Raw genomic sequence first — 18,618 nt, 5'->3', positions numbered from 1 at the left:
GACAAAAACTGACAATCCCTTTCTGTATTCTGCAGATGTCGAGGGTCAAAAGACACTCACTCTACTTAATTACACAAGGACAGCGTCATGCCTGATAGCAACTTTATTATCCTCTATGTCGAAAACCCATCCCGTAGTGTTGAGTTTTATAGCGCAATACTGGAGAAGTCCCCGGTAGAAAACTCACCTCACTTTGCCCTGTTTGTTTTAGATAGCGGCATGAAGTTCGGTTTGTGGCAGCAACAGGACGTACAACCCGCCGTAGAGGAACTGGGGATCAGCGGAGAGATCGCCTTTCCACTGCCAGACAAGGCCGCCGTCGGTAACACCTACAGTGACTGGAAGGATCGCGGACTGAAGATGATACAGGAGCCGACCGCCATGGAGTTCGGCTATACCTTTGTTGCTCTGGATCCGGATGGCAACCGGCTCAGAGTCTTTTCCCCTGCTCAATCATGAAACACAACTGGATTGCTGTCGCCTCAGCAGACCATGTCAGAATCGGCAAGTCTGCAGGTTTTATGCAGGTTTGCCATGGCAAGGCCGCGCCCCTGAGGCGGATCAGGCCGGGAGACACTGTAGTATATTACTCGCCAACAGAGAGGCTGGGAGATAAGGTTAAGCGACAGGCCTTTACCGCTATCGGGGTTGTGAAACCGGCAGCACCCTATCAGGTTGATATGGGTGCTGGATTTCAGCCATTTCGACGGGATGTTTGCTGGTTTGATGCCCGGGAGGTCTCCATTCTGCCGTTACTGGATCAGCTGGAATTCTCTGCGGGTAATAAAAACTGGGGCTACCGATTCCGCTTTGGGCTGTTTCAGGTGAGTGATCATGACATGCAGATGATCAGCTCTGCGATGATCTGAACCTAAGGCGTCTGACGAGGACTGTCACTTAATTTAATAAGCTGTCGGCCTGTGTATTCGCGCGGACATAGATCTTAGGTGCCGGTAATTCTTTAGCTTAAATCAGCCAGGCCGCCTTTGATAGCCTGATCCAGAATGGTTTTCCTGGCTGAGTCTTCAACTGACGTCCTCACTGATCATCGAGGCACCCTACGCTCCTTAAAAACTCTTTTGACGCAAGTTTCACTGCCGATATTACTCAGAAATTCAAAACATTAGAGGAGCGACAGCTGACTCTGGGCTCAATCAAACAAGCTTGATCTACCAAAAAATGGCATCCAAAAGATGACAACACCGCACTTTAGCTCTGATCTTCAGAGAGATCTGTTTTTCCAAATCACTGGACTGATATTTATTTAACATGTTAAATAGAGTCTCCAGATATCATTAAAAACAGGCCATATTGAGCTTTAAAGCATCAATAACAGAGCCTGATTGTAGTGTCCTGGTAACACGTCAGAGACGGGATATTGTTGTTTATAGTGCGATGGGTGCGTACTGATATCCGTTTTGGCACAAATTGAAGCCCCCTCCCGTTCAGGCATGCTGCTTGCTGTCCTGTGCGAGAGTTCAAATAATAAATAAACAGGGTTACTGATATGCTTAATACTCTCAGTTCCGATGAACACAGGGAGAGCGTTCTTAAGTTTCAACAGACATCTGACATTACCGAACATGCAGCGGGCATGACCGGTTGGAATGTGCGTTACGATCAGGTCTCACCCGGACAGTTTGCCGGTAGTATCACTGAGTTAAGTCTCAATGGAATGCAGTTAGTCAGAGATAAAGCAAACCAGGCAATGGTCAAAAATGGGGCATCACCGGAAGGTTCTGTCATGTTTAACCTGCCGCTGACCTCAACTGCAGATAATGTCTATTGTGACGGCCATTCGTTTAACTTGCAGAGTTTACTGGTTTCACGCGGTGAGTGTCTGCCGGAGATCAAGACTCCCTCCAATATTGATGTCATATGCATCTCTGCCCAACTGGATATGCTGCAGCAGTCCCTGCAAAAACAGAATATTAAGCTTAATCTGACAGCCACCACCCACTTGTACCAGTTGCAACAGCTCAACAATCAGGTTGAACTGGTTAATCTTTTGGGCTCAGTGCTGAACCCGGATAGCAATCAATCCCTGCTCGAACTCCCTGCCATTCAGCGAGGTATCAGGGACAGCGTATTGCAACATCTGCTGGAGCTGATTGATGAGGAACAGGTACACTATCTAGAGCCTCTGGCGCGAAAGCGGGTGGTCGACCGGGCACGGGACTATATGATGTCGCATATCAACGAGCCCCCAACCATTGTAGAGCTGTGCAACAACGTTGGCGCCAGCCGCAGGAAACTCCAGTACTGTTTCCAGGAAACTCTCGGGACTAATCCTGTAGCCTACCTGAGAACACTGCGATTGAATGCAGTGCACCGTGAACTTCTCACGCCTTACCGCACTGAATCAGTGCATGATATCGCTGTAGAGCGAGGATTCCTGCACCTGAGTCGCTTTGCTAACGATTACAAACAGCTTTTTGGCGAACTTCCATCCGAGACTTTACGCCGTACTCAATCTCAACTTTGCTGATATCGGCTAACTGATTTTCCGCTCCCTTTGTATTGTGAAAGCACAATAAGAACATTGGGAGTAAATAATGAAAAAAACAAATAGTCGATTGATCGCCCTTCTTGGGGGTGTTTCGCTACTCACTGCAACAAGTTGTGCCTTCGCTACCGAAAATGGCGCGCCAACCACTGCAATGGGGGTTTACGATTTCGGGGCTGGCTTTATGCCGCCCGCTACACCCTCCGGCACGTTCGGTTCCCGTGCAGCATATTACTCCAGTGATACTCTCAAAGGGGCTAACGGGAAGGATGCTCCGATTGATTTCTCTCTGGATGTACTCAGCCTGAGTGTGGCGTATGTCAGAATGACTGAGCATGAAGTTCTGGGAGCTAAGTATGGCTTCAATGTCATTGTGCCGGTTTTCAAGATGGACAACTCGATATCGGTTCCTACTCCGGTGGGTACTTTCTCCGATAGCGCTGAGGTCTTTAATATCGCGGACATACAGGTTACACCACTGATTCTGCAATGGAACCTTGCACCCAACCTCGCGATGAACACACAGTTCCAGATTCAGATACCAACCGGCGATTACGATGGCAACAGACTGATCTCTCCGGGGTTAAATCACTGGGCATTCTCACCTATCTATAGTGTGACCTATATCACCGAAACTGGCCTGGAGCTGTCGTCAAGCTTTGAACTGGATTTCAGCACCCGCAACTCCGATACCGACTATAAAAACGGTATTGAGTATCGTCATTAGTTTGCGGTGGGACAGCACGCCGGGCCATGGACGATCGGTGTCGGTGGCTACTTCTATCGCCAGCTTACAGACGATGAAGGCCCCTCTGTGACTGATGGCAACCGGGCGGAGGTAACCGCTTTCGGTCCGGCCCTCAGTTACTTTAAGCCCGGCGCGCCGGTTATCTCCCTGCATGCTTATAAAGAGTTCGATGCGTCTAATCGTGCCGAGGGATATAACCTGGCCTTCCGTATCGCTAAAAGCTTTTAAGAGGTGGCTTCCATGTCTGACACTGTAAATCTATCGACCAAGGCTCCCGGTAAAGCTGAAGGCTCTCTTCTGGTACTGGGTAGCAGCTTAACCATCATGGGGGCAGTAATGGTTGCCCCCATGCTGCCAAAAATGGGCGCTGAATTCGGGCCTTCCGAACCGCAGGCCGACATGCTGGTGCCACTGGCAGTCACAGGTCCCGCACTGGCCATCGCTATTGTTGCGCCGCTGGCGGGCTGGCTGGCAGATCGGGCAGGACGCAAAAAACTGCTGATCATCGCTACTTTTCTGTACGCTTTGCTGGGCTTCCTGCCTGCGATTCTGAACGACCTGGGCAGCATTGTCTTCTCCCGCTTGCTGTTCGGTTGTGCGGAAGCTGCGATTATGACCTGTTGTACAACGCTCATAGCTGACTACTGGCATGGCGAGAACCGGATGAAGTTCGTTAACTATCAGGTGGTCTCGATCGGGCTGATCGGTTCCATATTCTTCGTCATCGGCGGAGTGCTCGGCGAGAGCTCCTGGCGCACACCGTTCTACCTATACCTACTGCCACTACTGTTAATCCCGTTCATGATGAAAGTGCTCTGGGAACCGGTTAAAAAAGCCGTGGAAGGTATGTCTCAGGCTTCACAAAGCGATGAGAAAGTGGCCAAACTTCCTCTATTCATTGGCTATGGCATGATTCTGGGGGGAATGGTGCTGAACTTCATCGTTCCCATTCAGACGCCAACGCTGTTGGTCGAGATGGGGGTTGTCTCCACGACTAAAATCGGTATTTCCGCGGGACTTGGCTTACTGGCAACACTGATCGGCTCACTCTCCTGGCCGTTGCTTCGCGGTACCTTCGGTATTCCCTTCTGTAATTCCATCCTGCTGGCTCTGCTGGCAACAGGCCTCTGGCTTTTATCCTGTGCAACGACCTACGAGAATGTACTGGTCGCCGTCACCATTCATGGTATCGGTGCGGGACTGCTGGTGCCTAACGTCATGGCCGAGGTGATGCATGCTCTGCCAAAAGCAGTACGTGGCCGGGGTATCGGTGGTTTTACCTCCTGTCTCTATCTGGGGCAATTCGTCAGCCCGATTATTGTCGGTGCCATCATGGCGGCCAGCGCCTCGGATCTGCGCAGTACCATCGTGAAACTTGCCATTGTGAGTTTTGTTATCGCGGGCATCTGGCTTATCGACAGTCTGTTTATCCGCGGACCACGCGCCAAAGCAGAAGCGGTGACATAAACACGCTTGGTGCACGGATAGATCCGGTGGTTCTGACCTATAGAAACACCAGGCTTTTTATTACTACCGGGCTGACAGATCAGCCCGGAATGCGAAATAGGTATATTTTATGAAAGAGACTCATCGTCTGGTCGACTCCCACGATGCTACTGACCTGGCAGCGTTGATAAAAGCAGGAGAAATACAAGCATCTGAGCTGCTTGAAGTCTGTATCGAGCGGGTGGAAAAAGTAAATCCTGAACTTAACGCCGTCGCCGAAAAGCTCTATGACGCTGCCCGTAATACAACCCCAGAGGAAGGCCCCTTCTCCGGCATTCCAACCATGATCAAAGATCTGTTTGCACCGCTCAAAGAAGCCCGCTCCACCAACGGTTCTCTGGCGCTGGGTGAAGCCCGTCTGGGAATTGATGACTCAACAGTCAGCCGCTTGCGAGCGGCCGGTTGCAACTTTATCGGCACCACAACATCCCCCGAGTTCGGCGCGTCTTACTCCACTGAATCCCAGCGCTTTGGAGCCACACGTAACCCGTGGAATACCGCACACAGCGCCGGAGGATCCAGTGGTGGCTCAGCCGCGCTGGTGGCCGCCCGGGCGATCCCTTTTGCGCATGGCAATGATGGTGGTGGCTCCATTCGTGTCCCCGCCTCCTGTTGCGGCATTTTCGGTCTGAAGCCGAGCCGTGGTCGTGTCCCAAGCGGGCCTCTGGTAGGTGAAGGCTGGGGAGGGATGGGCTCTGCCCATGCACTGACACTCTCTGTCCGGGACAGCGCAGCACTTCTGGATGCCGTGGCGGGTGAAGATCTTGGCGCACCTTACGCAGCGCCGGCACAAGCCGTACCGTTTGCTGATCTGCTTAAGCAACCTGTTCGTCCACTGAAAATTGCACTGGTTGAACAGATCGCCCCCTTTTCAAGCTCTCTTGAGGCGCTGAATGCGGTACGTTCCACTGCGGCTCTGTGTGAAAGCCTCGGCCATACTGTTACGCCCGCTCAACTGCCAATAGACCTGGAAGCTTTTTTAAACAGTGCCTTTAATGTTATAGGTGCCAGCACCCGCAGCTATCTGGATCTGGTCGGTCAGATGCGGGGCACGCCGGTTAGGGACCCGGAACTGGAAGTTAATACCCGAATCATCCTGCGGGAGAAAGGCGGCATCAGCGCAGTTGACTATGTCAAATCGATTGAGATGTTTCATACGCTGGGCCGGGTAATGGCAAACTTCATGCTGGATTATGACGTCATATTGACACCAACACTGACACGGGAACCGCCACTGATCGGAGATCTTGTCATGAAAGATGAGAACGCCAGTCTTGAGGAGTTCATTCATCTGTCTCACAGTTATAGCCCATTTACCGCCCTGTTTAACGCGACGGGACAACCGGCGATGTCAGTACCGTTATACTGGACGCCTGAAGGGCTGCCACTGGGATCGCACTTTGCTGGCCGTTTTGCTGACGAAGCCACACTATTTGCTCTGGCACTGCAGCTGGAACAGGCGCGTCCCTGGGCGCAGAAAATTCCAACAGTCAACGCCTGCCTGTAACCTTTCCGGGAGGAATCTTTGTTGATGCCTCAGATCTTGCCCTGAATACTCTTCAGGGCCTTTTCTATCTCAGCTCAGACCTTTTCAGACGCTTAACCCGTTAAAGCTAATCACCCTGAGGCTGGGATATGCTCTGCCACGGCGAAGATTTCTGCATCACCCTGATAAACAGTTCTGAATTCAGATGCTGATCCAGCCAGCTTTGCAACGCCGGGTACGGCGCATTGTAAAACCACTCCCGATCCACATGGGCAAACTGGCGAATAAAGGGGAAGATTGCGATATCTGCAAGGCGGCGCTGCTCTCCCGTAAGATAAGCATGTTGCTGAAGCAGGCGTTCGAGTTTAACCAGAGTCACTTCACACTGCTCACGGTAATAGTGTTGCGGATGGTCCGGGTAACGTTCAAAGTATTTATAGCGATCCAGGTGCTGTTTAAAGACCGCGTCGTTCTCCTGAATCAATGCCTCGCCCTGCCATAGCCGATCAGGATCATCAGCGCAGAGCCAATTATCCGGATCATTCAAGCGTAACGCCCAGCGCATAATATCCCGGCTCTCATCAATCACCTGCCCCTCTTTTTCAGACGAAGCGGGCAACACTAAAACCGGAACAGTCCCTTTTGGCGAAGCCTGCAACATTTCGGCAGGCTTATCTTTCAACGCCACTTCGCGCAGCTCAACAGAAATGCCGCTAGAAGCAATCGCCAGCCGGGCACGCATCGCATAGGGGCAGCGGCGGAAAGAGTAAAGAATAGGATGGGTAGACGTCATAGTAGAGTGAATAGTCGGTTGCAAACCCCGCAGTCTACCTGCTTGCCAGAAGAAGTCACTTTAAACTGCCATCAAGTTATGCAACCATTCCCGCCGATATCTTTTTGCAGGAAATGGAAGTGGAATTACTTAATCTGGATTGTCAGGGGCATAGTCTGCGTCTTGAAGGCTCGATGGCGGGCTGGCAACTGCTGTATTGGAATAACACCCCGGTTTCCCGGCGCGATGCAGATGGCGAGTTTGATGGTATTAGCGAACACCGATTTGAGTTACAAAACGCGCAGGGAGAAACCCTTCTCTGCCGGCTGGAAACGGAGGTCCAGTGGAACCCGGTTAAAGTCAGCTACCGCTTCTTTATGGGAGAGCAACTGATTAGCGATGGTGAACATGGCCGTGAAGAGATGGAGCGACAGGTGCCTCAAGCACCGATACGCCAGGAAAAACGTTCATTCAGCATTATCGGCCTCGGCGCTCTGGGCCTGAAACTGCTGAAAAGCGCCAAAGTGATTAAAGCGGTCATGGCGGGAGCCAGCCTGGCAGCCTACTCCTGGTTTTTCTCCCTGCCCTTTGCACTGGCGCTGCTTTTCTGCCTGGTGATCCATGAGTATGGCCATATCCGAGCGATGAAACACTTTGGAATGAAGACCAAAGGGATCTATCTAATCCCGTTTGTTGGTGGTCTTGCCCTGAGCGATGCCCGTATCAATACCCGCTGGCAGGATGTCTTTATCTCTCTGATGGGGCCTTTTTTTGGATTGGGGTTATCGCTGCTCAGCCTGGTCGCTTACTGGGTGACTGGCTCGATGTTCTTTGCGGGACTCAGTGCATTCAACGCGCTCCTTAATCTGTTCAATCTGCTGCCGATTCTGCCTCTCGATGGCGGCCATGTTCTGAAAAGTATCGCTTTTTCGATGAACTCACTGGCAGGGATACTACTGTGTGGCGCTGCGGCAGCAGCAGGTATCTGGCTCAGTTACACCTTCGGCCTGGCGCTGCTGGGTTTTCTGCTACTGATCGGCAGTATTGAGGTATTTTTCGAGTGGCGAGGCCGGCACCACAGTCTGCTACTACCACTGGATCGATATGGCCAGATAATGTCGGCGCTCTGGTACCTGCTCACTATTGGCGGGTTAATTGCTATTATCTGGTACTTCCACGGTATGGGCGATGCACTGCTGGGGCTTCCGCTGAAGGTGCTACAGAGCTAAACTGCCATCAAGAACTCCAGCAGCGAGCATAAGAGTAGCGGATATGAGCGATAACGTTGTCGATATCAACAGCAAACGGGACGATATTCGTCATAAGCGTAAAGAAAAACAACTGAACGACCTGAAAAGCAAGTTTGAAAAAGCGCTACCGACTGAAGAACATGATCCGAAAAAGAAACTGCTGAGCCTGTTCAAAAAGAAACCGAAGAAGTAATCATCAAAACAGAAAGGCAGCCTCGGCTGCCTTTTTTATCGCCAGATCTCTGTGCTCAGCTATTCGCTGGCAGAACCGTACTGGCAACTTCGCCAAAACCGATACGCGCAGCCCCCTGTTTTTCACAAAATCCGCGCATCACCACGGTGTCGCCATCCTCAAGAAAAGTACGTTGCTCGCCATTCGGCAGGGTAATCGATTCTTTACCGCCTCTGCTTAGCTCCAGCAGTGAACCACCCTGTTCATGTTCAGGGCCCGACTGGGTACCTGAACCAAAGAAATCGCCGGGGCGCAGGTTGCAACCATTCACCGTGTGATGAGCCACCATTTGGGCTACCGTCCAGTAGGAGTAGACAAAATTTGAATCAGAGACTTTAACGGGCTGCTCACCCTTATCGCGCATCGTCTGTGTCTGTAGCAGAACCTCCAGTTTGATATCCAGAGCGCCCTCTTGGCTGTTCTTTACTGATGACAGGTAAGGCAACGGCTGAGGATCTTCTGCATCACGTTTAAACGCTGCCCGGTATGGCAGCAGAGCTTCATTAGCGATAATCCAGGGCGACACAGTGGATGCAAAATTCTTCGCCAGGAACGGCCCCAGAGGCTGATATTCCCAGGCCTGAATGTCGCGAGCAGACCAGTCATTAAACAGGCAGAAACCGAACACATGCTGGTCACTGTCATCCAGCATTATCGGCTCACCCAGCGCATTGCCCTGACCGATATAGATGCCGACCTCCAACTCATAATCAAGACGCTTACAGGGGCCAACACTTGGCTGATCCGCATCTGGCGCTTTAGTTTGACCTTGTGGTCGCTTGAACGTCTGACCAGAGATATCGATGGATGAGCTGCGGCCATGGTAACCAATAGGCACCCATTTATAGTTCGGTAGTAACGGGTTATCCGGACGAAACAGGCTGCCAACACGGGTGGCATGGAAAACAGAGGTATAGAAATCGGTATAATCACCAATAGTACAAGGCAGACTGTACTCAACATCACTCTGAGAAATCAGACAACTTTCCAGAAACCCTTGCTCTGGCGCGCCTTCTCGCAGCACTCGGGAGAGCGCCAGCCGCAGCGCTGACCAGACCGGTGCGCCCAGTGACATAAAATGATTTAGGGTTGGCTGACTACAGGCCTGTGCGCCGGTGCCCGCATCTCCGCTGAAGGCAGCCCTGGCAGCAGTCAGATCCAGTACCTGATCGCCAATAGCCACCCCACCACGATATAACTCACCGGCCCCCTTACGACGAAACACAGCAAACGGCAGGTTCTGAATAGGAAAATCACTATCAGGAAGGTTTGCAGCGCTCACCCAGCTGCGTAAATCGGGATTATGGGTTTCATTCAGCACAAACATATTTCACTCTCTGTCGTTATCGCACATCATCATTCAGCCCTGGATCGCTTTCACCGCAAAGCTCTATACCACAAAGCTTTGTATTACTGAGCTTTGTGGTATAGAGCTCAGTACTACAAGCCCTGCCTCGCTGAGATCTGATGTTATTTGTTATTGTCCGATTGTACGTTACCAGAAGACAGGCAGGCTTCAATGCTCCTGGAGTAAATAGATTGATTCCAATGAGTAAATAATAGCGTTCAAAACCATAAATTAATGATTCTTAAGAGCCTGATCAATATATGAAACCACCCCCTGTGCTAACGTTGAATCTATTAAATTCAGACGAAAACATAACGATGAGAGGGACATATTAAAAATGCCTGTTAATATGTCTTTTTTAGATAAATCTCTGAATAGCAACAACCACAAACGTTGAGTCTAAAGATTTTTAAATTAAGGACGTAGTAAAGATGTCGGAACCGGTTGTCACTCTGAATACCATATGTAGCATGGATGTTTTGCATGCCCATCCGACTGACGCTGCGTTAAGCGTTCTGCATCGCATGCGCAAATCCCACGTTAGCTCAATCGTTATCATTGATCAGCAAGAACCGCTGGGCATCATTACCGAGAAAGATATACTTCGCCTGGTCAGCTCGGCTGATAGTGATATCAGTGGACTGACCGCCGCTGATATCATGACATCACCAGTGAAAACCATGTACGGTGATTGCGACTTCCAACATGCGTATGAAAAGATGCAACAGGAAAGTCTGCGTCATATTGTCGTGATTAACCGCGATGGCAGCCTCAGGGGGATCGCCACTGAAACCGACTTTGTTCAGCATCTGGGGTTTGAATACCTTGCCGAAATAAAGCATGTGGAAGCGGTGATGGAGCGGATTATTCTGTTTGTCACACCCGACAGCACACTGCGCCATGCCTTCACGATGATGAGTGAAAAGAAGATCAGCAGTGTCGTAGTCGGAGATGGACACAACGCTGACGGCATTCTTACCGAGCGGGATGTTGTCCGCCTGCTTGATGATCAGATCGATCTGAATAACGCGCTGGTGCGCGATTATATGAGTAGCCCGGTTCAAATGATTGGTGTTGGCACTTCCCTTCTGGAAGCCCGGCAAACTATGCAAACCATGAATGTTCGCCGCTTGCTGGTATGCGATGATGGCGGACAGGTTATCGGAATTTTGACACGGCAGCATCTGATTGATCGGCTGCAAACGCACTTTATTCATATGATGCGGGATGCCATCGATAATCTGAATAAACAGCTCAATAGTACTCGTAGTAAGGCAACTCATTATCAGGTTTTCTTTGAAAACTCTCCGATGGCCTATCAGTCACTTGATGCTGCCGGCAATATCATCGAAGTGAATGCCTGCTGGCGCGCGTTAATGGGGTACGATAGCCGGGAAGTTATAGGCACCCCATTTAAGAGATTGCTGGCCGAAGGTCAGGATGAAAAATTCGAGCACTGTTTCTCATCGTTCCATCTCAATGGATATGTTAAAAATATCCTTTATCAACTAGTGACAAAGGCCGGAGAGCGGGTTGATATTCGACTCGACGGACAGATCGTTCGTGATGAAGCGCACAACTTCGTTCAGACACAATGTTTGCTCACCAACCTGACAGAGAAACATAAGATTGATTCACAGCTGCGGCTGTTCCGGCAGCTGATTGATCATAGTAACGACGCATTGTTTGTCATTGATGTCGCTACCTCACGGATACTCGATATCAACCAGGCTAGCTGTGATTATCTCGGCTATGACCGGGAACAGCTTCTGCAGATGTCAATTACTGATATCAGTGATCAGTCTTATGACCTCGACAGCTGGCATCAACGTCTGTCACTGTTAGGAAGTAAAGGGTCACTACTTGAAGCGACTCATACAACCGCTGACGGTCGCAAAATTCCTGTCGAGATAAGTACAGCACTACAAACCATTAACGGTGAGCAGGTCATACTGTCAACCGTCAGAGATATTACTGAGCGTAAACAAGCGGAACAACACGCTCGCGAGGAGAGTGACTTTTTACAGGCGGTAATCGATTGCATCGGTGATCCGGTGATGGTGATTGGCACCGACTACCAGGTGATGAAGTCAAATCGGGCGGCGAACGATTATGATTTCAACTGCCTGCAACATCATGATAAACCCTGTTATAAAGTGGTCCATAACAGCGACAACCCCTGCGAGGCCTGCCCGCTGAAAGATGTCGTGACAAGTAAACAGCCATTTACCCGGATACATGAGCACACCATAAAGAGTGGAGAAACCCGGACATTTGAGCTGATGGCCAGCCCTCTTTATGGCGTCGATGGTCAGGTCACCGGACTGGTAGAATCAAGCCGTGACATCACCGAGCATATTAAAACCCGTCAGACCCTGATGGAAAAAGAGAAAAGTCTGGATTACCTGGCACATCATGACCCGCTGACAAAGCTGCCCAACCGCCTGCTGTTTGGTGACCGGTTAGAACAAGCGCTGCGGCATGCAAAACGGAATAACACCGGTGTCGCCCTTTTATTTATTGATCTGGATGAGTTTAAGGAGATCAACGATAGTTTTGGCCACAACCTGGGGGATCAGCTACTTAAGAAAGTCGCAGAACGGCTTAAAAACCATGTTCGCGATAACGATACTATTTCACGTTTAGGCGGCGATGAATTCACGATCATTATTGAAGATCTCGCACATGCAAATGATGCTGCGCTGGTTGCACAAAACCTGCTGGATGCCTTTCGCCTTCCGGTTGAACTCGATGAGCAACTGCATATCAGTCTGAGTATCGGCATTAGCCTCTATCCAAACGATGCCGACCTGCCTGAAGCACTCATCCGAAATGCCGATACGGCGATGTACCGGGCTAAAGCCGCCGGTAAAAATCGCTATGAGTTTTACACTCAGGAGATGACTGATCAGGCATTCGAACGCATCCTGATGGTCGGTGCACTGCGCAATGCCATTGAACATGAACAGTTCGTGCTACATTATCAGCCGCAAATAGACCTGAGAGACAATAGCATTATCGGTGCAGAAGCACTGATTCGCTGGAAAGACCCTCAAATGGGCACCATCGAGCCTGCCCGGTTTATTCCGGTCGCTGAAAAAACCGGCATGATTAAGATTATCGATCACTGGGTGCTCGATACCGTGTGCCGCAACATTCATGAATGGCAACAGCAGGGATACCAGGTTCCGCGCATCTCAATCAATATATCCCCCCGCCATTTTGGTTCTAACTCGCTGGCGACTGAGGTTGCCGCAATACTCGATCAAAACCGATGCAGTAGCGAAATGATTGAACTTGAGATCACCGAAGGGGTGATCATGAACAATCCAGAGCGTGCCGGTAAAGAGCTGACGCAACTTCGGGAGATGGGCATCCGCTTAGCCATTGATGATTTCGGAACCGGTTACTCCTCTCTCAGTTATCTTAAAACACTACCGCTGGACCGACTAAAGATCGATCACTCCTTTATTCGGGATATACCCGGTGACATGAATGATCAGGCGATCTCCAGAGCCATTATCGCCCTGGCCGACAGCCTAGGCCTTGAAGTCATTGCTGAAGGCATGGAAACAGAAGAACAACGTCAGTTCCTGATTGATGAAAAATGCTTTTACGCGCAGGGCTTTCTGTTCAGCAAAGGGGTGCCTGAGCATGCGTTTCTGTCATTACTGAATAAGATCTAGCCAACCATTAAGCCATCGTATAGACCGGCACAGACTTGAGAAACAGATGAAAACAATACTGATTACCGGCTGCTCCAGCGGCATTGGCTATCATGTAGCAAACGGACTGCAGCAGCGCGGCTACAGAGTCATTGCAACTGCACGACAACAGCAGGATGTAGAACGATTAAAGCAGCAGGGGCTGGAATCGGTCCAGCTTGATCTGCAATCTTCTGAATCGATCCAACACGCTATGGACTGGGTTGAAGCAGAAACCGGCGGCGAACTGTATGCACTGTTTAATAACGGCGCCTATGGCCAGCCCGGTGCAATAGAGGATCTCAGTCGCGACCTGTTACGTCAACAACTGGAAACTAACCTGCTGGGCTGGCATGAGCTCACCTGTCGGGTGCTGCCGCTAATGCGGCGCCAGGGCTTTGGCCGGATTATTCAGAACAGTTCTATTCTGGGGTTGATTACCATGCGCTTTCGTGGCGCTTACAACACCAGTAAGTTCGCCCTTGAAGGTTACAGCGATACCCTGCGGCAGGAACTGGCAGGTACCGGTATCTATGTATCGCTGATAGAACCCGGCCCGGTAAAAAGTAAATTCAGAGATAACTGCTTAATAGCCTTTCGTGACAATATCGATGTTGAATCCAGCCCTTTTCGTGATATTTACCGGAAAGTACTGCAACGGTTGAGCAAAGCGGATGATGGTGATGATATGTTTACACTTGGACCACAAGCCGTGCTGATAAAAGTCATTCATGCGCTGGAGAGTAAACGGCCCAGGCCGCGTTACTACGTTACAGTCCCTACCCACCTGTTTGGCTTTCTGCGACGAGTGCTGCCTACCCGGGCGCTTGACTGGATTCTGCTTCGGGCTTCAGCCTCAGAGAACAAATAAAACCTCAAGCAATAATATAAGACCAGAAAAGAGCTTATCTGTTGTGAAGCGCTGACTCAGGGCTTGAAGAGCGCTTCATAAAAGCCACTTATTTCCAAAAACACCGTGACCATTTCAGTGCCATTATTTTTCCAATACCAGCCATGCGTGCCATCAAACGGTGCCTCAAAGGACCCACTGGCACTCGACCTGCTTCGTTCCAGCCAATAGCTGGTAAATTCATCACCCGCATCAATTTTCTCACCGTGCATATCGAAGTACAGATCACCACCCTGAGCCTTCCAGTTGAATACAAAATTTTCACCAGACTTCATTCTGGCTTTAATTTCTGCACCCTTCCCTGGCTTTAAGGTCATGGAGACCTCATCGGAACGAAATGGGGAACTGCCTATCCAGACCGGTGGAACATAAGCATTAAGCGGAGTGTCCATTGTCTTAGATTGAGCGTTAATAGCGACCTCAGAAGGGTCTACACTGAGTATTGTCAGACCCAACTGCTTACCCAGACCGGTAGGATCAAGACCATATTCAGCCGGCAAAATGATGACAACAAGCAGTACAAGGGCCCCGGCAATAGCCGTCATAGTGGCTTTAATTAAACTCATTGCCGATGGTAGCTGGTCATGATTAAGGTCAGCTATATCACGCATATTGAATACCTCAGGAAAGTGTCAAAAAGCCCGTTAATTGATAACCCATCAGAATAAAGCCTGCTGACATCAACAGAACATTGGCAGAATATGCATGCCGGGGAAATGCATCCGTTTTACGCCAGATATTCATTAAAATAAGTATGCCACTCAGGGCCACCAGCTGCCCCAGTTCAACACCTGCGTTGAAGGCTAAAATATTAGCTACCAGTCCCTCTGCCGGTAAAGAAAAATCCTGAAGTTTAGTGGCAAGACCGAAACCATGAAACAGACCAAAAACCACTACAGCTGCTTTGGTGTTAAGTTGAAACCCGAACCAGCGACGGAAGCCCCCTAGATTATCTAACGCCTTATAGACAACAGAGAAGCCGATGATAGCGTCGATGATATGTGCATTAACCTGCACCTCGCTAAGTACACCATATAAAAGCGTGACACTATGGCTGACGGCAAACAACGTCACATAGATGTAAACCTCTTTCATTCTGTAGAGAAAGAAAATCACACCTGTCAGAAACAGCAAATGGTCGTATCCGGTCACCATATGTTTCGCCCCCAGATAGGCAAAGGGAAACAACTGCATACCACTAGTCTGCTGGATAAATAGCGCATCACTGCCGGAAACACCATGAGCAAAGCTGGATGACACAATTCCGGCCGACAAAAATAGTATCAGAGCCCGACAGGTCAAAACCCGCCAGCCTATACAGCCAGGAGTCATTCCCAAAGACGATAATTTTAAATACATAGGATATGTCTCAGTACTAACGTCACAAACATTCAACAACAGTTGTCGGAAACGTCCAGGTCACAGCACTTTATCACTGACACTCAAGAACTACGGCAGAACTTTGGTGCTATTTTTTATCATCTTAAAAGTACAGATCTGTACTACTTATGAACCAATAGCATCAGATTTTCGGTGCCCGCTTTGAGCAGGAATAGACCCCACCATAGGAGTCAGATCGTGCCACAAGGGTCGATTGAGTTAACTCAAGAATGGTTGATGATTCACGAACATTCTGCGGAAATAAACTCTCCAGATTAAGAATCTGATCCAACTCCGGATGGCTTCTGTTCACCAGCTTAAACTCTGCTGACGATAAGATAAGCGAGCCCGCTTTAACCACCCAGGTCGAACGATTCGAAAGGCTATACTCCATTTGAGGAAAATTTTGCATCCTGAGTAACAATGTTCCGGAACCACTGGCTCTGCCATCTGCGAAATAGCTTATATCATAGTCAACTTTCATCCGTGTATTGGCATCTTCCATCGCATATTTACAGTTCCAGCGACCATATAAGTTTTTCTGATCAAAAATAGCTGAATCATTCACCTGGGTTGAGGCAGACGCTATAACAGAAAAGAGTAATCCGAACAGTGGTAAAGCATTGATGCGAAGCATAGAGACCCTTATACAGATAGAGAGCGAACAGTTTATTGGAGCGATCCTTAAAGTGCATATGGTTAGTATAAATGGTCAGGCTTGCTGGCAGCTTAACCGGATTAACGGACTTAAGGCACGCTATCCGCTAGCAACATAAAAAAGGCAGCCCGATGGCTGCCTGAAGGTAGTAAAACGCTTTAATCGGTAAGGGTCAGCTTACCAGGCCATTACGCCCCATGATCTCCTGAATCTCAGGCAGTGAGGCCGGATCATCAATGGTAGAGGGTACTGTATATTCCTGACCGTCGGCGATCTGACGCAGCAATTTACGCAGGATCTTACCCGAACGGGTTTTAGGCAGACGCTGCACCACAATCGCACGACGGAAGCAGGCAACCGCACCAATCTCTTTACGCACCATCGCAACCAGTTCGGCTTCAATCTGTGCATCATCAATCTCAACACCGTTTTTAAGCAGCACCAGACCAATCGGTTGCTGCCCTTTCAGCGGATCATTAATACCAATTACCGCGCACTCAGCCACTGCCGGGTGATCGGCAACGATCTCCTCCATCTCTCCGGTAGAGAGACGGTGACCGGCAACGTTGATAACATCATCGGTACGCCCCATGATGAAAATATAACCGTCATCATCTTTATAGCCGCCATCACCAGAGCAGTAATATCCCGGGAACTCACTCAGGTAGCCGGTGCGGAAACGCTCGAAGTCACCCCATACGGTTGGCAGACAGCTGGGTGGCAGCGGCAGTTTAAGCGCGATATTGCCCTGCTCGCCGTTAGGCAGTTCGTTACCATCATGGTCAAGAATATGAATATTAAAGCCACTGACAGGCACGGTTGAAGAACCCGGTTTAGGCTCAAGCATCTCAACACCGGTGAGGTTACCGCAGATCGCCCAGCCGGTTTCGGTCTGCCACCAGTGATCGATAACCGGCTTACCCAGAGTCTCTTTAGTCCAGTGATAGGTCGGTGGATCCAGTCGCTCACCGGCCATGAAGATTGTCTGCAGTTTGCTCAAATCATACTGTTTCAGCAGCTCAGAATCAGGATCTTCTTTCTTGATTGCACGGAAGGCGGTAGGTGCAGCAAACAGTGCTTTAGCACCATACTCTGCACACACACGCCAGAATGCACCAGCATCAGGAGTCTTGATCGGCTTACCTTCGTAAACAATGGTAGTGCAGCCAGCCAGCAGTGGGCCATAAACAATATAGGAGTGCCCTACAACCCAGCCAACATCGGAAGCCGCCCAGAATACATCGCCAGGTTCCATGTTGTAGATCGCTTTCATACTGTACTTCAGGGCAACCGCATGGCCGCCATTATCCCGCACAACACCCTTTGGTTTGCCGGTGGTACCGGAAGTGTAGAGAATATAGAGAGGATCAGTGGCTTTAACCGGCGTGCAGTCGGCAGGTTCAGCAGTGGCAACCGCTGTTGCCCAGTCAATATCCCGACCTTCAATCATCGAAGCAGTAACCTGTGGGCGCTGGAAAACAATACAGCTATCAGGCTGATGCGCTGACTTGCGGATAGCCTCATCCAACAGTGGCTTGTATTCGATAACTTTTGCAATCTCAATACCACAGGAAGCGGTAACAACCACCTTAGGTTCAGCATCATCAATACGGACTGCCAGTTCGTGGGGGGCAAAACCACCAAACACCACGGAATGAATTGCACCCAGACGAGCAACACCCAGCATCGCGATAACTGCTTCAGCAATCATCGGCATATAGATAACAACCCGGTCACCTTTCTCAACACCCTGAGCTTTCAGCACGCCGGCGAACTTTGCTACTGCATCACGCAGCTCTGAATAAGTGTAACGCTGCTTAGTGTCAGTGACTGGTGAATCAAAAATCAGCGCATCCTGATCGCCGCGCCCGGACTCAACATGATAGTCCAGTGCCAGATAAGCGGTGTTCATCTCACCATCGGCAAACCAGCGGTCTATGCCATTTTCATCCTTACTCAGAATAGTCACTGGCTTTTTAAACCACTTAACCGCTTCAGCCTTCTCAGCCCAGAACGCTTCAGGGGTTTCGATTGATTTTCTGTATTCTTCTTTATATGACATAGCTCTGGCCCTTCGCTGTAACCGTTATTATATGTTTCAGACCGGCAGCACCTGCT

At 49.8% G+C, this 18,618-nt stretch carries 15 protein-coding genes and 1 pseudogene; 10 read left to right on the top strand and 6 right to left on the bottom strand.

Translation table 11 applies throughout. The annotated features are described in order from the left end of the window. Positions 1–87 precede the first annotated feature (87 nt). The 6 genes and pseudogenes from Q0499_RS19545 (at position 88) to Q0499_RS19520 (ending at position 6,267) form a co-directional block, all read left to right on the top strand. On the top strand, positions 88–459 hold the full coding sequence (locus Q0499_RS19545; RefSeq protein ID WP_299203189.1) for a VOC family protein: 372 nt from the start codon (positions 88–90) through the stop codon (positions 457–459). Beyond that, entirely contained in the window at positions 456–869 is a 414-nt protein-coding gene (locus tag Q0499_RS19540) for an EVE domain-containing protein (protein ID WP_299203186.1), read from the top strand. The genes Q0499_RS19545 and Q0499_RS19540 overlap by 4 nt, the downstream gene beginning before the upstream one ends. Positions 870–1,507: 638 nt before the next feature. Then, positions 1,508–2,488 carry a helix-turn-helix domain-containing protein gene (locus Q0499_RS19535; RefSeq protein WP_299203183.1) on the top strand — a complete coding sequence of 327 codons (981 nt, stop codon included), beginning with the start codon at positions 1,508–1,510 and terminating at the stop codon, positions 2,486–2,488. Between the two features lie 67 nt (positions 2,489–2,555). Next, positions 2,556–3,482: pseudogene (locus tag Q0499_RS19530) on the top strand (transporter). Between the two features lie 12 nt (positions 3,483–3,494). Then, on the top strand, positions 3,495–4,721 hold the full coding sequence (locus Q0499_RS19525; RefSeq protein WP_299203180.1) for an MFS transporter: 1,227 nt from the start codon (positions 3,495–3,497) through the stop codon (positions 4,719–4,721). Positions 4,722–4,830: 109 nt separating this feature from the next. Then, positions 4,831–6,267 (top strand): amidase family protein, encoded by a 1,437-nt coding sequence (locus Q0499_RS19520; RefSeq protein WP_299203177.1) that lies wholly within the window; start codon positions 4,831–4,833, stop codon positions 6,265–6,267. 106 nt (positions 6,268–6,373) lie between these two features. Here the strand turns inward: Q0499_RS19520 and Q0499_RS19515 are convergent, their stop codons facing one another. Further along, positions 6,374–7,063 carry a glutathione S-transferase gene (locus Q0499_RS19515; protein ID WP_363317841.1) on the bottom strand — a complete coding sequence of 230 codons (690 nt, stop codon included), beginning with the start codon at positions 7,061–7,063 and terminating at the stop codon, positions 6,374–6,376. A 95-nt stretch (positions 7,064–7,158) separates the two neighbouring features. Here Q0499_RS19515 and Q0499_RS19510 point away from each other — a divergent pair, with 95 nt between their 5' ends. Both Q0499_RS19510 and Q0499_RS19505 read left to right on the top strand, forming a co-directional pair. After that, positions 7,159–8,247, top strand: a complete 1,089-nt coding sequence (locus tag Q0499_RS19510; RefSeq protein ID WP_299203174.1) for a site-2 protease family protein — start codon at positions 7,159–7,161, stop codon at positions 8,245–8,247. Between the two features lie 43 nt (positions 8,248–8,290). Further along, complete coding sequence (locus tag Q0499_RS19505; protein ID WP_299203171.1) at positions 8,291–8,461, top strand: hypothetical protein; 171 nt, start codon at positions 8,291–8,293, stop codon at positions 8,459–8,461. 55 nt (positions 8,462–8,516) lie between these two features. Here Q0499_RS19505 and fahA read toward each other — a convergent pair whose 3' ends face one another. Then, entirely contained in the window at positions 8,517–9,827 is a 1,311-nt protein-coding gene (gene fahA / locus Q0499_RS19500; RefSeq protein ID WP_299203169.1) for a fumarylacetoacetase, read from the bottom strand. 452 nt (positions 9,828–10,279) lie between these two features. Here fahA and Q0499_RS19495 point away from each other — a divergent pair, with 452 nt between their 5' ends. Further along, positions 10,280–13,534, top strand: coding sequence for an EAL domain-containing protein (locus Q0499_RS19495; protein WP_299203166.1), 3,255 nt, complete (start codon positions 10,280–10,282; stop codon positions 13,532–13,534). Between the two features lie 46 nt (positions 13,535–13,580). Next, positions 13,581–14,423: an SDR family oxidoreductase gene (locus Q0499_RS19490; protein WP_299203163.1), complete on the top strand. Its 843-nt coding sequence runs from the start codon at positions 13,581–13,583 to the stop codon at positions 14,421–14,423. A gap of 56 nt (positions 14,424–14,479) precedes the next feature. Here Q0499_RS19490 and Q0499_RS19485 read toward each other — a convergent pair whose 3' ends face one another. The 4 genes from Q0499_RS19485 to Q0499_RS19470 all read right to left on the bottom strand — a co-directional run bounded on the left by Q0499_RS19485 (position 14,480) and on the right by Q0499_RS19470 (position 18,562). Continuing rightward, positions 14,480–15,073 carry a hypothetical protein gene (locus tag Q0499_RS19485; RefSeq protein ID WP_299203160.1) on the bottom strand — a complete coding sequence of 198 codons (594 nt, stop codon included), beginning with the start codon at positions 15,071–15,073 and terminating at the stop codon, positions 14,480–14,482. Positions 15,074–15,083: 10 nt separating this feature from the next. After that, entirely contained in the window at positions 15,084–15,794 is a 711-nt protein-coding gene (locus Q0499_RS19480; RefSeq protein ID WP_299203600.1) for a HupE/UreJ family protein, read from the bottom strand. Between the two features lie 190 nt (positions 15,795–15,984). After that, a complete protein-coding gene (locus Q0499_RS19475) occupies positions 15,985–16,479 on the bottom strand; it encodes a hypothetical protein (RefSeq protein WP_299203157.1) in 495 nt (164 codons plus the stop codon). Positions 16,480–16,672: 193 nt separating this feature from the next. Continuing rightward, positions 16,673–18,562 (bottom strand): propionyl-CoA synthetase, encoded by a 1,890-nt coding sequence (locus Q0499_RS19470; protein ID WP_299203155.1) that lies wholly within the window; start codon positions 18,560–18,562, stop codon positions 16,673–16,675. Positions 18,563–18,618 lie beyond the last annotated feature (56 nt).

The sequence above is a fragment of the uncultured Amphritea sp. genome, from assembly GCF_937127095.1.
Taxonomy (GTDB): Bacteria; Pseudomonadota; Gammaproteobacteria; order Pseudomonadales; family Balneatricaceae; genus Amphritea.
The sequence above is the reverse complement of the archived record's forward strand: the minus strand, read 5'-3'. Positions and strand labels throughout refer to the sequence as shown.